This window comes from Enterobacter cloacae complex sp. I1M (assembly GCF_014982425.1).
In the GTDB taxonomy this organism is placed as follows: Bacteria; Pseudomonadota; Gammaproteobacteria; order Enterobacterales; family Enterobacteriaceae; genus Enterobacter; species Enterobacter intestinihominis.
Genome location: NZ_JADCLG010000003.1, coordinates 100,868 through 116,402 on the forward strand (window position 1 = coordinate 100,868; position 15,535 = coordinate 116,402).

Here is a 15,535-nt window from a genome sequence, read left to right on the forward strand (position 1 = left end):
CCTCTCCCGGATGGGAGAGGGAAAAGCATTACTTCGCCATCACTTCCTGCGCGGTACGCTCAACCAGAGACAGCAGGACTTTAACGTCCTCCAGCGTCACGGTTGGGTTCAGCAGGGTCAGCTTCAGGCAGGTGACGCCGTTATGCTCGGTCACCCCGACGTTTGCGCGGCCGGATTCCAGCAGCGCATCGCCAATTTTCTGGTTCAGCAGGGCGATACCGGCGTCATCCATCTGGGTCTGCGGACGGAAGCGGAACAGCACGCTTGCCAGCTGGGGTTGCATAACCAGTTCCAGAGTAGACTGCTCTTTTACGTAAGCCGCAACCTGCTGTGCCAGCGTCACGCCGTGATCGATAATTGCCGCGTATTGCTCCTGACCCAGCGCTTCCAGGCTCATCCACAGTTTCAGCGCGTCGAAACGACGGGTGGTTTGCAGAGATTTGGAAACCAGGTTAGGCACGCCCGCTTCTTCATCGAACTCAGAGTTCAGGTAAGCCGCCTGATAGCGCATCAGCTCATAATGACGTGCTTCTTTCAGCAAGAAGGCACCGCAGCTGATGGTCTGGAAGAACTGCTTGTGGAAGTCCAGCGTTACGGAGTCCACAAGTTCAATGCCGTCCAGATAGTGACGATACTGCTCAGACATCAGCAGCGCGCCGCCCCAGGCCGCATCAACGTGTACCCAGATATTCTGTTTCGCAGCCAGCTCAGCAATAGCACGCAGCGGATCGATAGCACCCGCATCCGTCGTGCCGGCCGTGGCCACAATCGCCAGAATCTGTTCGCCGTTCGCGTTGCACTGTTCGATTTTCGCCGCCAGATCGGTGAGATCCATGCGGGAGAATTCATCAGTTTTCACCTGCACCACGGACTGGTAGCCCAGGCCCATCAGCGCCATGTTTTTCTGCACGGAGAAGTGGGCGTTTTCAGAGCACAGCACGCGAATTTTGCGCAGATCGCCCACCAGACCGTCCTGCTGTACCGAGTGGCCCTGACGCGCGAAGAACGCATCACGCGCCAGCATCAGGCCCATCAGGTTACTCTGGGTGCCGCCGCTGGTGAAGACGCCTGCGTCGCCAGCCTGATAACCCACGCGGGTACGCAGCCATTCGATCAGCTTGATCTCAATAATGGTTGCGGACGGGCTTTGATCCCAGGAGTCCATACTCTGGTTGGTGGCGTTAATCAGCACTTCCGCCGCCTGGCTTACGACCAGGCTTGGGCAGTGCAGGTGCGCCACGCACTGCGGGTGATGAACGGACAAACTGTCTTTCAGGAAGAACTCCACGGCGCGTTCAATCGCCGCTTCGTTGCCCAGCCCTTTCGGGTTGAAATCCAGCTTAATACGGTCGCGCAGCTCCGCGACCGTTTTGCCCTGGTACATCTCAGGCTGTTTCAGCCACTGCATCACAGCCTGAGTGCTTTGTTCAATCGCCTGCTGGTAAGCTTCAATGCTCTGGGCAGAGGAGAACAAAATTGGGTTTGAATCAGACATCGTAATCAACAACTCCGGTTACGCCGGGCGAACGCCCGCAGCAAGCAGTGCCTGCTCGAATTTATCCAGGAAGACTTTCAGCTCGTCATCGCTGATCAGCAGCGACGGCAGCAGACGCAGAACGATACCGTTACGGCCGCCACGCTCCAGAATCAGGCCTGCTTCGAAGCACTTCTTCTGGATCAGTGCAGACAGCTCGCCATCGCCCGGGAAGCAACCCATGTGGTCGGCGGCTTCATGTGGCTTAACGATTTCAATACCGATCATCATGCCCAGACCGCGAACGTGGCCGATAACCGGATAGCGTTTCGCCATCTCTTTCAGCTGGCCTTTCAGCCATTCGCCCTGTGCGGCAACTTTGCCCGCGATATTCTGGTCTTTCAGGATCTTCAGCGTCGTCAGACCGGTTGCCATCGCCAGCTGGTTGCCGCGGAAGGTACCGGTGTGGTGACCAGGCGCCCACGCATCGAACTGCTTCTTGATACCGAGCACAGCCAGTGGCAGACCGCCGCCAACTGCTTTGGACATCACGATGATGTCAGGCTCAATGCCTGCGTGTTCGAAGGCAAAGAATTTACCGGTACGGGCAAAGCCAGCCTGAACTTCGTCGAGGATGAGCAGAATGCCGTGTTCCTGAGTCACTTTACGGATGCGCTGCAACCACTCAGCCGGAGCCGGGTTCACGCCGCCTTCGCCCTGAACAGCTTCCAGGATCACCGCGGCAGGTTTACGCACGCCGCTTTCAACGTCGTTGATCAGGTTATCGAAGTAGTAGGTCAGCGCCTTCACGCCCGCTTCACCACCGATACCCAGTGGGCAGCGGTACTCGTGTGGGTAAGGCATGAACTGGACTTCTGGCATCATACCGTCAACCGCTTCTTTCGGAGACAGGTTACCGGTGACGGACAGTGCACCGTGGGTCATACCGTGGTAACCACCAGAGAAACTGATGATACCGCTGCGACCGGTTACTTTTTTCGCCAGCTTCAGCGCCGCTTCAACGGCGTCAGCCCCGGACGGGCCAGTGAATTGCAGACAGTACTCTTTGCCCTGACCAGGCAACAGAGAGAGGAGGTATTCTGAAAACGCGTCTTTCAACGGCGTAGTCAGATCCAGGGTATGTAACGGCAAGCCGCTGGTAATGACATTTTGGATGCTTTTCAGCACATCAGGATGATTGTGGCCAAGCGCGAGGGTGCCTGCGCCTGCTAAACAGTCAAGGTATTCTTTATTATCTGCATCGGTGATCCACACGCCTTCTGCTTTCGTGATCGCTAAAGGCAGTTTGCGCGGATAACTCCTGACGTTAGATTCAAACTCGGCCTGACGGGCCAGATAGGTTTCGTTGCTTTTGTGGGCATCTACGGTGTCAATACGGACTTTATCCGTCATCATATCACTCCTACAACCGCCGCTTCGTTATGAGCAACGATTGAATAAAAAGTTAAAAAACAGATGGGGCCTGAAAAAAACGCCGCCAATATAGAGCCTTTTGTCACCGGGCTCAATGGTTAATTTGTTTACTGTTTTGTGACACAGGGCACAGGGGAGGGGATAACCTCATTTTCCGGCAAAAATATGCAGTTTATTCTCAATAAAAACAGGGGTTTATATATGGGTTGTCAGCATTGTAAAATCAGATGAAAGAGTGTGGCAAATTGTGCGCCTGGCAGGCTAAAAGGAGGCGGAGAGCCTCCTTAGACTGTTTATTTTTGGGTAACGCGTAAAACGCCGTGTTCACGTCCCTTTGTTTTATTCCATGACGCGTCCGTAATACCGTTTTCATCCAGGCTTATCGATATCACAAAACCGTTACCATGGATCTCATAGAAATTCGCATTCAGACGTTTAACGCTGGCTTTTTTGCCGTTCACGGTAGCGCTAAAAAAGCCGTTAGAAAGGGTAGCGTTAACCGTATCCGACGAGAACGAGGCTTCGCGAAGGGGATCGTGAACGGATGCCGTTGGTTCGTGTTGTGCCGCGTTTTCCGCTTTGGTTTTGCTGATATCGCAAGATCCATCGCCAGCGCTAATTTGCGTGCATCCCGAGCGCTCTAACTGAGCACGATAGTGTGCGCTAATGGCGTGTGCAGGCGAAATACACCCAGCAAGTACGGCAGCGCTTAACACTAGCATCATTGATTTTTTCATTTTATCACCTTAAAAACGACACAAATAATAAGAAACGTACATAATGCCGATCCAGACCCCGACCGAAATAAGCAATAGATACAGGGCAGCTGAAATAAAAATGTGTTTGAGCATGTTATTGGCCATCATCATACTTTCCATCAGCGAAGTACTGTCGCCCTGAAAAGCTTCCTCTATTATGAATGTAGTCGAGTTACGTGTTTTTCTTAAAAGCCAATCCCGATGCCTGCGCCCATAGCAAGATCATTATTTGTAGAATCGCTTACGCCAGCTTTAACGATGGTGTTGCTACCAACGTGGAAGGATGCACCCACACTAACAGCTTGCTCGTCTTTAAAGCTACCTACACCAGCAGAGAACATGACAGCCTGTTCTTTCTCTACTTGAGGCATAGAGGCGATAGCTACAGCGCTAGCAGCACCTGAACGGGCTTCTTTCTTATTGCTATCAACTTCATCTTTCAGGCTCTTGAATTGAGAGTTAGTGTTAGCTTGCGCTTGTGCGAACACTTGTTGAGCAGCTTTCAGATCTTTAGCTTGTGCTGTAGTTTGGGTATTGAGTGACTTAACCAGATTGATAGTTTTAGTATCAACTTCTTTCTTAGTGATGGTAGTTGTGATTCCGTTAGAGCCAGCTTTACCTGCATCCCCTTTATCACCTTTAGCGCCAGTGTCGCCCTTATCACCTTTGATGGAATCTCCTTTATCTCCTTTCTCACCCTTAACACCTGGAGCACCATCTTTCCCAGCTATACCTTGTGCGCCTGTATCACCTTTTAAACCTTGCGCACCAGTTGCACCTGCAGCGCCTGTAGCACCCGTTGCCCCGTCTTTACCGTCAACACCATCTTTACCATTAACACCGTCTTTAGGTGGTGTTTGGTTCTCTAAAGCGGTGATCCGTTGATCATGGTTAATCAATACAGAACCTTGTAACGCGCTTTCATCTTGCAATGATTTAATATCGGAACCATTGTTAACAACACCTTGTAAAGCAGTGTCTGCTTTGTTTTTAATGTCATTAATCAAAATATTTTGTTTGTTGTCGGTGGAGGTCTGATCAGCTTTGTTGTCATCTACTTTCTGATTCAAAGTAGAGTTAAATTGTGCATTAGCATTAACACCAGCTTGAGCAGCATCAGCTTTATTTACAGCAGTGTTAGCAGTATCTTGCGCATTATTGATAGCAATGTTTGCCTTCTCAACATCCCCTTGCAGATTATAGATTTGTCCGTCTTGTTGAGTGTTGCTAGCCTTGATGTTATCAAGGTTATATGCGGTGTTGTTAGTCCCTTGAACCTGAATAAAAGTACCTGAATTGGTAATATTATCGTTAAGAGTTACATTTACATCAGCAGCTTTAGCTACGTTCATTGAACCAGCAAAAAGAGCACCGATAATAGCGACAGCGATGACGGTTTTACTAACAGGTTTCATTTGAAATGACTCACAGTGTTTGGCAGATAAAATATACGCTAGCGATATTGCTAACGTTTGTTTAAGCAGAGCTGAATGGGTAAGTTTAAGTGTGTCGAATTTTATAGTTGTATTTAATATTTATGTTGGTAACGGAGCGAAACTATAGATATTTCGCGGCGAGAAATATTGATTTTGATCATGTTTCTTATTAATGATAAGAATGATGAGAAATAATGCTCTTGCATTGTTTCTTCTTTAAAATCAATTTGTTGTGATGCGCTTGCGAACTGTCTTAATTTAACCTTATGATTTTTATGAGATTTTATTTTAACACTTATGCGGTTTTTATTTAAGTGATGGAAATTAAGGTTTACACGGGGTTTTCAAATGAAAATCACAACCTTTAAAGCTGAAAGTAAACATTATCGAGCGGGTGTATTTAAATAAAGGGCAAGATATTCTTCCGTAAGATTTCCAATGTAGACATTAAATAAAGATATTTGTAATGTGAATTCAATGTTAGTTATTTATTCAGTACAAATAATACCGGAAAACGAACAATAGAATTTCTCATTTTTATGTAACCTGAACCCGTCTGTACCTTCTGAGGCAGTGAGATAAAGGGAAAATGGTTGTCAGCAGGCTCAACCGCGGGTACACTAAATAACAAAGTATTGTTTAAGCTTTTGTTTTATAGATGATTTGACTCGGGGTGCCCTTCCTTGTGAAGGCTGAGAAATACCCGTATTACCTGATCTGGATAATGCCAGCGTAGGGAAGTCAGATGCCTACCCGGTCATCGCTTCTTTCCGCACGGCAGGAGCGAAACCATGCAGCCTGACCTGCTCGACTCACACGTTTTACATCAATTCCGAACCCGTTCCCCGCTCACGCACTGTATGACCAACGATGTCGTGCAGACCTTCACCGCCAACGTTCTGCTCGCGCTCGGTGCTTCCCCGGCAATGGTGATCGAAGCCGAGGAAGCGGAACAGTTTGCCGCGCTTGCCGATGCCCTGCTCGTCAACGTTGGCACGCTCACCGCGCCGCGCGCCCAGTCGATGCGTCGGGCTATTGAGAGCGCGGTAGCCGCGGGCACACCCTGGGTTCTGGACCCCGTCGCGGTTGGCGCGCTGGCGTTCCGCACCCGTTTTTGCCAGCAAATATTATCCCTTAAACCTGCGGCCATTCGTGGCAACGCCTCCGAAATCCTCGCCCTTGCCGGAATGAGTGCGGGCGGACGTGGGGTCGATTCCACCGATACGGCAGCGAGCGCGTTGACCGCTGCGCAGGCGCTTGCCCGCCAGACCCACGCCGTTGTAGTCGTCACAGGGGAAGTGGATCACATCACCGACGGCCAGCGAATCCGTACGGTCGCGGGCGGCGACCCGCTGATGACCCGCGTGGTAGGAACTGGCTGTGCGCTCTCGGCGGTCGTCGCCGCCTGCTGCTCGCTGCCTGGCGACAGGCTTGATAACGCGGCGGCAGCCTGCGGCTTTATGAAGCGCGCAGGGTCAGTTGCCCTGACTCAAAGCCGGGGGCCCGGCAGCTTTGTCTCCGCGTTTCTGGACGCGCTTTACGCGCTGGAGGAACAGGTATGACGCGCATTAATGCCTTGACTATTGCGGGAACCGATCCCAGCGGCGGAGCGGGGATCCAGGCAGACCTGAAAACCTTCTCTGCGCTCGGCGCATACGGGTGCTCGGTTATCACCGCGCTGGTTGCGCAAAACACGCGCGGCGTACAGTCGGTGTATCGCATTGACCCGGATTTTGTCGCCGCGCAGCTGGATTCGGTATTCAGCGACGTACGTATCGACACCACCAAGATCGGCATGCTGGCAGAGGCGGACATTGTTGAAGCGGTCGCTGAACGTCTCAAACACTACCAGATAAAAAACGTGGTGCTTGATACCGTGATGCTGGCCAAAAGCGGCGATCCGCTGCTCTCCGCCTCGGCTGTCGATACCCTGCGTAAAAAGCTGCTGCCGCAGGTTGCGCTGATCACGCCAAATCTGCCTGAAGCCGCCGCGCTGCTGGATGCGCCACACGCGCAAAACGAACGTGAGATGAAAGAGCAGGGGAATGCGCTGCTGGCGATGGGGTGTCGCGCGGTGCTGATGAAAGGCGGCCATCTTGATGATGCAGAAAGCCCGGACTGGCTTTTCACCCACGATGGCACGCAACGTTTCACCGCGCCACGCGTCCAGACCAAAAACACCCACGGCACGGGCTGTACGCTCTCGGCGGCGCTGGCGGCGCTGCGTCCTCGTCACGCCACATGGGCGGATACGGTGCAGGAGGCAAAGGTCTGGCTCTCGGGCGCGCTGGCAAAAGCCGATTCTCTGGAAGTGGGTCACGGTATTGGTCCGGTTCACCATTTTCATGCATGGTGGTAAGCCGTATACTGGCATGAAACTCATGCCAGAGAAAAACAGAGATGGAACAAGCGCATACCCGGTTAATTGCTCAACTCAAGGAACGAATTGCCGCACCGGACAACACGCCGCTGTATCTGAAATTTGCCGAAACGGTCAAGAACGCGGTGCGCAGCGGTGTGCTCGCGCACGGTAATATTTTGCCCGGTGAGCGCGATCTGAGCCAGCTGGCCGGAGTGTCGCGTATTACGGTGCGTAAAGCCATGCAGGCGCTGGAAGAGGCTGGCGTCGTCACCCGCGCGCGTGGATACGGGACGCAAATCAACAATATCTTTGAATATTCGCTGAAAGAGGCGCGCGGCTTTTCTCAGCAGGTGGTGCTGCGTGGCAAAACGCCCAACACCCTGTGGGTCAATAAACGCATCGTGAAGTGCCCGGAAGAGATCGCCCGCCATCTTTCCCTTGCGCCGGAAAGCGATGTGTTTTTGCTTAAGCGCATCCGTTACGTGGATGACGATGCGGTATCGATAGAGGAGTCCTGGGTACCGGTAGGATTAATTCCCAACCCGGACGACATTGGCGTCTCGCTTTATGATTACTTCCGCAGCCAGAATATCTTTCCGCAGCGCACCCGTTCCCGCGTCAGCGCCCGGATGCCGGACAGCGAGTTTCAGGCGCATATCAAGATGGACGATAAGATACCGGTGCTGGTGATCAAGCAAGTCGCGCTCGATCAACAGCAGCGGCCAATTGAGTACAGCATCAGCTACTGCCGCAGCGACCTATACGTCTTTGTGTGCGAGGAGTAGGGCCTCGCGCGTGGGGGCGCAGTCTCCACCGCGATGGCTGACTACCCAGGCGGCCACGGCATTGCCAAGCTGCACCGACTCTGGCAGTGACCATCCCGCAGCCAGCCCGGCAAGGGTACCTCCCGCATGGCTGTCACCGGCGCCGATGGTATCGACCACGGTAGCAGGAAACGCCGGAACGTGTCCGGAAGCGTCACCGTCGTACCAGACCGCCCCGTCTTTATCATGGCGTACGATTAGCGCAGCGCCAAACCGTTGCTGCCACTGAGTGCCGAGCTGTTCCACGTTCACGCCAAGCCATTCGGCGGCAAGTTCCGCCTCCTGCCGATTGAGCGAGACAACCGGTTTACGGGCCATAATCCGCGCCATCAGCGGGTCGGGAATATCCGCGATGCGCGGACCGAAATCGATAAAGAGCGTCACATCCTGAAGACGTTCCACCCAGGCCGTCAGCAGCTCGCCGCTGGGCGACGCCAGCTGGTAGCCGGACAAATAGATCAGGCTTTTCTCTGGCACGCTTAACCCGTCCAGCCAGCGTTGCTGCCACTGATTCTCCACACCGCTGAACGACATGAAGGTCCGTTCACCATCAGGCTCCACCAGCGCCAGGCACCAGCCGTTATCGCCCGTTTCCGCTTCCACGGCGCTGTGCAGATCCTGCTTCGCCATGGCATTACGGATAATATCGGCCCACACGCCGTGGCCAACGGGAAGCGCGTTTTGCGCTGCAATGCCGAGCCGCTTGAGGGCGATGGCGATATTCAGCGCGCAGCCGCCAATATTCACTCCCTGTTGCTTAAGCTCGATATCACACCCGCGCCAGGGCAGGGCGTAGGCGTCGGCAATCACGTCGATGACCGCCGCGCCGAGCACCGTTACGGGGCGCGTAGCGTGAAGGGTTTCGAGACGGCGGGCAAAAGCACTCATACGCCCTCCCTTTGCTCCCGGAAGTGCAGCAGTTTTTCGCAGTAGCGTCCGAAATCAAGCTGGTTTACGGCATCAAGTTCGCTTTTAAGCGCCGGATCAATGGCCTGTACACCGTGCAGCGCGCCACAGATGGCCGTTGCCATCGCGCCGATAGTGTCAGTATCACCGCCCAGGTTAGCGCATAACACCGCGCAGCGGTTCGGATCGGTGCCCGCGAGTTCGACCATCGCAATCGCCGCCGGAACGGACTCCAGTGTGCTCGTGCCCGCGCCAATAAGCTGATAGATCTGCTCGCTGGCGGACTCCGTACCGTTGGCTTCGCGCACGGTTTTCAGGGCCAGCTCAATACGAGCGGAAAGCGATGCGCTGAAAGTGGTCGTGTTCGCCTCCTGCGCCGCACGGGCAATACCCGGCAGGGCATCGGCGATGTTCTGCCAGCGCTCGCCGTCGATAGCGCGTGAAACCGCCCACGCGATCACCACCGCACCGGCGATGGCGAGATCCGATTTATGGGTCGGGCTGGAGGCTAACGCAACCTGTTCAACAAAATGTGCCAGACGCGTGGCCGGTAGCAGGCATCCCAGCGGGGAGGCGCGCATCGCCGCCCCGTTGGTGACGCCGTTATTTTCCAGCTCGCTCACCGGTTTGCCGTCACGGATGGCGTTCAGGGCAATTTTGGAGGTCGGGCCGAGCACATTCTTATTGAACGCGTCAAAATCCAGCGCCCAGTCCAGAATATGCTTACCGATAACGTCAGGATTAATTTCCCCGTCGCATTCGATAATCGCGTCGGCCAGGCACAGCGCCATCGACGTATCATCCGTAAATTCGGCCTGATTAAAGTAGCAGGCGGCATTATTCTCAGCCGGGCCGGGTAAGAAACGGTCGATCCAGCCGAAGTGCGCTTTCACCCGCTTGCGCGGCCACAGTTCAGACGGCATCCCCATCGCATCCCCTAACGCCTGCCCGTAAAGAGCACCGAGAATACGGTCTTGTTTCATTTAACTTCCCCTCGTGTCAGCGCGGTATCGCCATCAACCACCTCAATTGCGGTGATCTCTTTATCCGATTCGCGGAAAAACAGCATAAACAGCACGGCAATCACTACAATCATGATTGCACCAAACGTCCACATTCCGGCCCAGTTGAAGGTCAGCCCATTCACCGGCTCTTTATAGGCGAACATTTTTTCCATCATCACGCCGCCGAGACGGTAACCCAGCAGGCTACCAAAGCCCTGACAGCACAGCGTGATCAAGCCCTGCGCCGCGTTGCGCATATGCACGGGCGCTTTTTTATCCACGTAGATGTACGCGGTGACGTAATAGAAGTCATAGCTTACGCCGTGCAGCAGAATGCCGAGGAACAGCAGGGCGTAGGTGAAGTATTGTTCGGCGCCGCCGTAAACAAAGAAGCCGTAGCGAATGGCGGCGGTGATCAGGCCCAGCAGCAAGACCTTCTTAATACCAAAGCGTTTGGTAAAGAACGGCAGAGCGAGCATGAAGAAGATTTCAGAGAACTGGCCGAGGGTCATCCAGCCGGTGGCGTTTTTCATCCCCACTTCGGTGAGATAGCCGTTGGCAAAGATGTAGTAGAAAGCCAGCGGCATGGCGAACAGGAATGAGCAGAAGAAGAACACCAGGAAGTTTTTATCGCGCAGCAGGATCAGCGCATCCAGCCCCAGCATCACTTTGATATCCAGCTTGCCGGTGCTCTTAGGCGGGGTATTCGGCAGGAAAAGTGCGAAGACGCCGAGCAGAAGGGAGCTGGCAGCGGTCATCAGCAGCGGGATATTGGTGTCAGAGATGTCGCTATAGCCCATCATCTGCGGCAGGAAGCCGCACGCCAGGCCGGAGGCAATCCAGCCGATGGTGCCCATCACGCGGATGCGCGGGAAATCAGCCTCCACGTCATCGACGTTCGCAAAAGCGATGCTGTTCGTCAGCGCGATGGTCGGCATATAGGTCAGGGAGTAGGCCAGTAACAGCGGGAAGAAGGTGCTGAACTGGGTTTGCTGTGCTGCGAAATACATCAGAATCGCGCCAGCGAACATCAGCACGGCCAGCACTTTCTGGGCGGCGAAGAAACGGTCGGTCAGCGAGCCGACCAGGATAGGAGAGAGGATCGCGGCAATAGCGGTACAGGCATAGGACCAGCCAATTTCCCCGGCGGTAAACCCGCTCTTGCTCAGCCACAGCCACAGCGGCACAAACCACGCGCCCCAGATAAACCATTCAACAAACATCATGAATGACAGTTGGACTTTCGTTTTCATTTTTTAATCCTGCATGTCAGAGGTACGCATGTAACATACCATGTGATAATACCTTTTAAATACCTTTAAGGCGATTGTTTGATCAGTGTAACAAAAATGTTGTACATGAAACGAGCCAGCAGATTGTGCTTAAAAAAGTTGCAAATGGTGGAAAATAGGTTAAGTCGGTACCAGGCTTAGTCTGCCTGCAAAAACGTGGGCTTGGATCACACGCTCCGACATCATGTCGGACATACGGGAGCATCACTATGACTGATATTGCGCAGCTGCTTGGCAAAGACGCCGACAGCCTTTTACAGCATCGTTGTATGACCATTCCAGCCGACCAGCTTTATCTGCCTGGCCATGATTACGTAGACCGCGTCATGGTCGACAACAACCGTCCTCCTGCCGTACTGCGAAACATGCAGACGCTTTATAATACCGGCCGCCTGGGCGGAACCGGGTACCTCTCTATTCTGCCCGTTGACCAGGGCGTTGAACACTCTGCGGGGGCATCGTTTGCCGCGAACCCGCTCTATTTTGATCCGAAAAATATCGTCGAGCTGGCGATTGAGGCGGGCTGTAACTGCGTGGCCTCCACCTACGGCGTGCTGGCCTCCGTGTCGCGTCGCTATGCCCACCGCATTCCGTTCCTCGTTAAGCTGAACCACAACGAAACCCTGAGCTACCCAACCGAATACGACCAGACGCTCTACGCCAGCGTCGAGCAGGCGTTCAATATGGGTGCGGTGGCGGTCGGGGCAACCATCTATTTCGGTTCTGAACAGTCGCGTCGTCAGATAGAAGAGATCTCCGCGGCGTTCGAGCGCGCCCACGAGCTGGGCATGGTAACCGTGCTGTGGGCCTATCTGCGTAACGGCTCGTTCAAAAAAGACGGAGTGGATTACCACGTGTCTGCGGATCTGACCGGCCAGGCAAACCACCTTGCGGCGACCATCGGCGCGGACATCGTGAAGCAGAAAATGGCCGAGAATAACGGCGGCTATAAAGCGGTGAACTTTGGCTATACCGACGACCGCGTCTACAGCAAGCTGACCAGCGACAACCCGATCGATCTGGTGCGCTACCAGCTGGCGAACTGCTATATGGGCCGCGCCGGGCTGATTAACTCCGGCGGTGCGGCAGGCGGTGAAACCGACCTGACCGATGCGGTGCGCACGGCGGTGATTAACAAACGCGCGGGCGGCATGGGGCTGATCCTCGGCCGTAAGGCGTTCAAAAAATCTATGGCCGACGGCGTGAAGCTGATCAACGCGGTTCAGGACGTCTATCTGGACAGTAAGGTCACGATCGCTTAAGTCTTTTCCCCTCACCCTAACCCTCTCCCCAACGGGGAGAGGGGACTGTTCAGTGCATACGGGAAGAGGGCCGCCACCCGGCAACACATCAGCGCAAAAGCTGACAGTCCGGCGGCAACCGGCACTGCAACGCCCCGGGCAACACCTCAATGCGGAATCGCTCGCCGCTGAGCGGCTCTCCGTCGAGGTTAAAGGTCATGCCGTGTGGGGCGATCACTTCAAACCACGCGGATTTCCCGTCGATGATATTGGGGCTCTCCTCTGGCTGCGTCAGCGTCGTAAACAGCGCAGGCAGCAGCCCGTCGCCGGTAAAAATACGCAGCTGTAATTGACCGTCATTAATCAGCGCTTCCGGGCAAAGCTGCTGTCCGCCGCCTGCCTGCCGCCCGTTGCCGATACCAATCACCAGCGCGTCGCCCTGCCAGTGGAAGTTTTCACCTTGGATCTCACAGCTGTCGGGCCTGAGCGTGTCCATGCGCATCAGACCATGGATGAGATACGAAACGCCGCCCAGCGCGGCCTTCAGTTTTTCCGGCGTTTCGCTGGTAATGCGGGTGCCGAAACCGCCCGTCGCCATATTGATAAAGCAGGTTTTTTCATTCACCTGAGCAATATCGACGGCGGTAGCCTTACCGAGAATGGCCAGCTGTAGCGCTTTTCCTACATCCTCCGGAATACCGGCGCTGGTGGCAAAATCGTTGGCGGTACCGAGCGGTAAAATGCCCATCGCCGGGCGAGCTGCGGCGTTGAGGTCAATGAGCGCACCGGCGATCTCGTTGATCGTTCCGTCGCCGCCGCCGGAAATGATGGTCTGAACACCTAACCTGATGCCCTCGTCGATGTAGCGCGCCGCATCGCCTTTTTCAAACGTTACTCGCACGTGTATGCATGCTCCGTCTTCACGCAATTCGGTAATCGCCTGGCGCAGCAGATCGTTGCCTGCACTCTTGCCGTTAAGAATTAATAAACTGTCTGGATAGGTTGCCATCCGGGTTGCTCCCTTTTTTAGCTATAGAAAGAGTGTATCCCAGAGAGGGAAAAAGCGGGTAAGAACAGGATGAAAGGCAAAAAATAAGCCCGCGTAAGGGAGATTACGCAGGCTAAGGAGGTGGTTCCTGGTACAGCTAGCATTTATGGGTTATGTTTTTCAGCGGGGGGATAATACCCGTATTGAACGAAGCGGTATGTGATCCGATTCTAAGAATTATCCCAGCGTGAAAAAATCCCGTTGATTGACTATTTGCCGTGTGGATTTCGGGTATTTTCACCTTCAAAATTGCGCATCAGCAGCGCAAACTCCAGCTCTACTTCTTCAGGAACCGGCAGCCAGACCACATGGCCGTCGCCAGGTGCGACCTCAATCGCCTCACCTTTTTTGTTTTCCAGATGCTCCAGGCGGAAGTTCATGTTGCCCTGCGGTGTCATCAGCTCCAGGCTGTCGCCTTTAGTGAATTTGTTTTTTACGGCGACGGCGGCCAGCGGGCCTTTACGCTCGCCGGTGAAGTCGCCTACAAACTGCTGGCGTTCGGAAATGGAGTAGCCATGCTCGTAGTTCTGGTAGTCGTCGTGGGTATGTCGACGCAGGAAACCTTCGGTATAGCCGCGATGCGCCAGACCTTCCAGCGTTTCCAGCAGGCTGGTGTCGAACGGTTTACCGGCGGCGGCATCGTCGATGGCTTTGCGATACACCTGCGCGGTACGAGCGCAGTAGTAATAGGACTTGGTGCGGCCTTCGATTTTCAGGGAGTGCACGCCCATCTGGGTTAAACGCTCCACGTGCGCGATGGCGCGCAGATCCTTCGAGTTCATGATATAGGTGCCGTGCTCGTCTTCGAAGGCGGTCATGTACTCACCCGGACGTTTGGCTTCTTCGATCATAAACACGCTGTCGGTAGGCGCGCCGATACCCAGCGTTGGCTCAACGTTGGTGACCGGGATCGGCTCGTGTTTATGCACGATGTTACCGATGTCATCCTCTTTGCCTTCCTGAACGTTATATTCCCAGCGGCAGGCGTTGGTGCAGGTGCCCTGGTTCGGGTCACGCTTGTTGATATAGCCAGAGAGCAGGCAGCGGCCGGAGTAGGCCATGCACAGCGCGCCGTGAACGAAGATTTCGATCTCCATATCCGGCACCTGGGTGCGGATCTCTTCGATCTCTTCGAGAGACAGCTCGCGAGACAGAATGACGCGGGTCAGCCCCATCTGCTTCCAGAATTTCACCGTTGCCCAGTTGACGGCGTTAGCCTGCACCGAGAGGTGAATGTCCATATCAGGGAAGTTCTCCCGAACCAGCATGATTAAACCCGGGTCCGACATGATCAGCGCGTCCGGCCCCATCTCCACGACCGGCTTAAGGTCACGAATGAACGTTTTCAGCTTGGCGTTGTGCGGCGCGATGTTCACCACCACGTAGAATTTTTTGCCCAGGGCATGCGCTTCATTGATGCCGAGCTGAAGATTCTCGTGGTTGAATTCGTTGTTACGCACGCGCAGCGAATAGCGCGGCTGGCCCGCGTAGACGGCGTCGGCGCCATAGGCGAAAGCGTAACGCATATTTTGCAGCGTTCCCGCCGGGGAAAGGAGTTCCGGTTTAAACATGTTTGTTCTCGTTCTGATGACAGGTCAGATCCGCGTGCACCAGGTGCAGCGGTAAGGGGAGATCCCCCACTTTAAGGGCGGGCATTGTAGCGCTGCGGGGCGGGGAGGTAAAGCCCGGACCCCTCACCCTAACCCTCTCCCCAGGGGGGAGAGGGGACTAAAACACCCTCTCCCCCCTGGGGAGA

Annotated in this window: 13 protein-coding genes and 1 riboswitch; of the genes, 4 read left to right on the forward strand and 9 right to left on the reverse strand. The window is 54.5% G+C overall.

What is annotated here, in order from left to right; translation table 11 throughout:
* Window positions 1–28: 28 nt before the first annotated feature.
* The 4 genes from INF86_RS01340 to INF86_RS22595 all read right to left on the reverse strand — a co-directional run bounded on the left by INF86_RS01340 (window position 29) and on the right by INF86_RS22595 (window position 5,081).
* The gene (locus tag INF86_RS01340; protein WP_193543151.1) at window positions 29–1,495 is read right to left on the reverse strand and encodes an aspartate aminotransferase family protein; all 1,467 of its coding nucleotides are present in this window, start codon (window positions 1,493–1,495) and stop codon (window positions 29–31) included.
* Between the two features lie 18 nt (window positions 1,496–1,513).
* Window positions 1,514–2,890, reverse strand: coding sequence for a diaminobutyrate--2-oxoglutarate transaminase (locus tag INF86_RS01345; protein WP_032623920.1), 1,377 nt, complete (start codon window positions 2,888–2,890; stop codon window positions 1,514–1,516).
* 311 nt (window positions 2,891–3,201) lie between these two features.
* Window positions 3,202–3,645 (reverse strand): hypothetical protein, encoded by a 444-nt coding sequence (locus tag INF86_RS01350; protein WP_022648666.1) that lies wholly within the window; start codon window positions 3,643–3,645, stop codon window positions 3,202–3,204.
* A 206-nt stretch (window positions 3,646–3,851) separates the two neighbouring features.
* Window positions 3,852–5,081, reverse strand: a complete 1,230-nt coding sequence (locus INF86_RS22595; protein ID WP_154051440.1) for a YadA-like family protein — start codon at window positions 5,079–5,081, stop codon at window positions 3,852–3,854.
* 680 nt (window positions 5,082–5,761) lie between these two features.
* Window positions 5,762–5,858, forward strand: a riboswitch (TPP riboswitch).
* A 35-nt stretch (window positions 5,859–5,893) separates the two neighbouring features.
* Between INF86_RS22595 and thiM the strand changes: the two genes are divergently transcribed.
* Genes thiM through INF86_RS01370 form a run of 3 tightly spaced genes read left to right on the forward strand, consistent with a single transcriptional unit; the run spans window position 5,894 to window position 8,249 of the window.
* Window positions 5,894–6,664 (forward strand): hydroxyethylthiazole kinase, encoded by a 771-nt coding sequence (gene thiM, locus INF86_RS01360; RefSeq protein WP_046619145.1) that lies wholly within the window; start codon window positions 5,894–5,896, stop codon window positions 6,662–6,664.
* The gene (thiD, locus tag INF86_RS01365) at window positions 6,661–7,461 is read left to right on the forward strand and encodes a bifunctional hydroxymethylpyrimidine kinase/phosphomethylpyrimidine kinase (RefSeq protein WP_023300565.1); all 801 of its coding nucleotides are present in this window, start codon (window positions 6,661–6,663) and stop codon (window positions 7,459–7,461) included. Before thiM ends, thiD begins: the two co-directional genes overlap by 4 nt.
* A 41-nt stretch (window positions 7,462–7,502) precedes the next feature.
* Window positions 7,503–8,249 (forward strand): GntR family transcriptional regulator, encoded by a 747-nt coding sequence (locus INF86_RS01370; RefSeq protein ID WP_022648658.1) that lies wholly within the window; start codon window positions 7,503–7,505, stop codon window positions 8,247–8,249.
* On the opposite strand, the gene INF86_RS01375 is transcribed toward INF86_RS01370, so the two are convergent.
* Genes INF86_RS01375 through INF86_RS01385 form a run of 3 tightly spaced genes read right to left on the reverse strand, consistent with a single transcriptional unit; the run spans window position 8,223 to window position 11,451 of the window.
* A complete protein-coding gene (locus tag INF86_RS01375; RefSeq protein ID WP_023306586.1) occupies window positions 8,223–9,176 on the reverse strand; it encodes a PfkB family carbohydrate kinase in 954 nt (317 codons plus the stop codon). The two genes, INF86_RS01370 and INF86_RS01375, sit on opposite strands and share 27 nt — an antisense overlap.
* On the reverse strand, window positions 9,173–10,177 hold the full coding sequence (locus INF86_RS01380; RefSeq protein ID WP_023300562.1) for an ADP-ribosylglycohydrolase family protein: 1,005 nt from the start codon (window positions 10,175–10,177) through the stop codon (window positions 9,173–9,175). The genes INF86_RS01375 and INF86_RS01380 overlap by 4 nt, the downstream gene beginning before the upstream one ends.
* Complete coding sequence (locus INF86_RS01385; protein ID WP_022648655.1) at window positions 10,174–11,451, reverse strand: nucleoside permease; 1,278 nt, start codon at window positions 11,449–11,451, stop codon at window positions 10,174–10,176. Before INF86_RS01385 ends, INF86_RS01380 begins: the two co-directional genes overlap by 4 nt.
* A gap of 248 nt (window positions 11,452–11,699) precedes the next feature.
* On the opposite strand from INF86_RS01385, the gene fbaB reads away from it, so the two are divergent.
* Window positions 11,700–12,752, forward strand: a complete 1,053-nt coding sequence (gene fbaB, locus INF86_RS01390; RefSeq protein ID WP_022648654.1) for a class I fructose-bisphosphate aldolase — start codon at window positions 11,700–11,702, stop codon at window positions 12,750–12,752.
* Window positions 12,753–12,840: 88 nt separating this feature from the next.
* Here the strand turns inward: fbaB and yegS are convergent, their stop codons facing one another.
* Window positions 12,841–13,740, reverse strand: coding sequence for a lipid kinase YegS (gene yegS, locus INF86_RS01395; RefSeq protein ID WP_038416387.1), 900 nt, complete (start codon window positions 13,738–13,740; stop codon window positions 12,841–12,843).
* A gap of 248 nt (window positions 13,741–13,988) precedes the next feature.
* A complete protein-coding gene (gene yegQ / locus INF86_RS01400) occupies window positions 13,989–15,350 on the reverse strand; it encodes a tRNA 5-hydroxyuridine modification protein YegQ (RefSeq protein WP_038416385.1) in 1,362 nt (453 codons plus the stop codon).
* Between the last annotated feature and the right edge of the window lie 185 nt (window positions 15,351–15,535).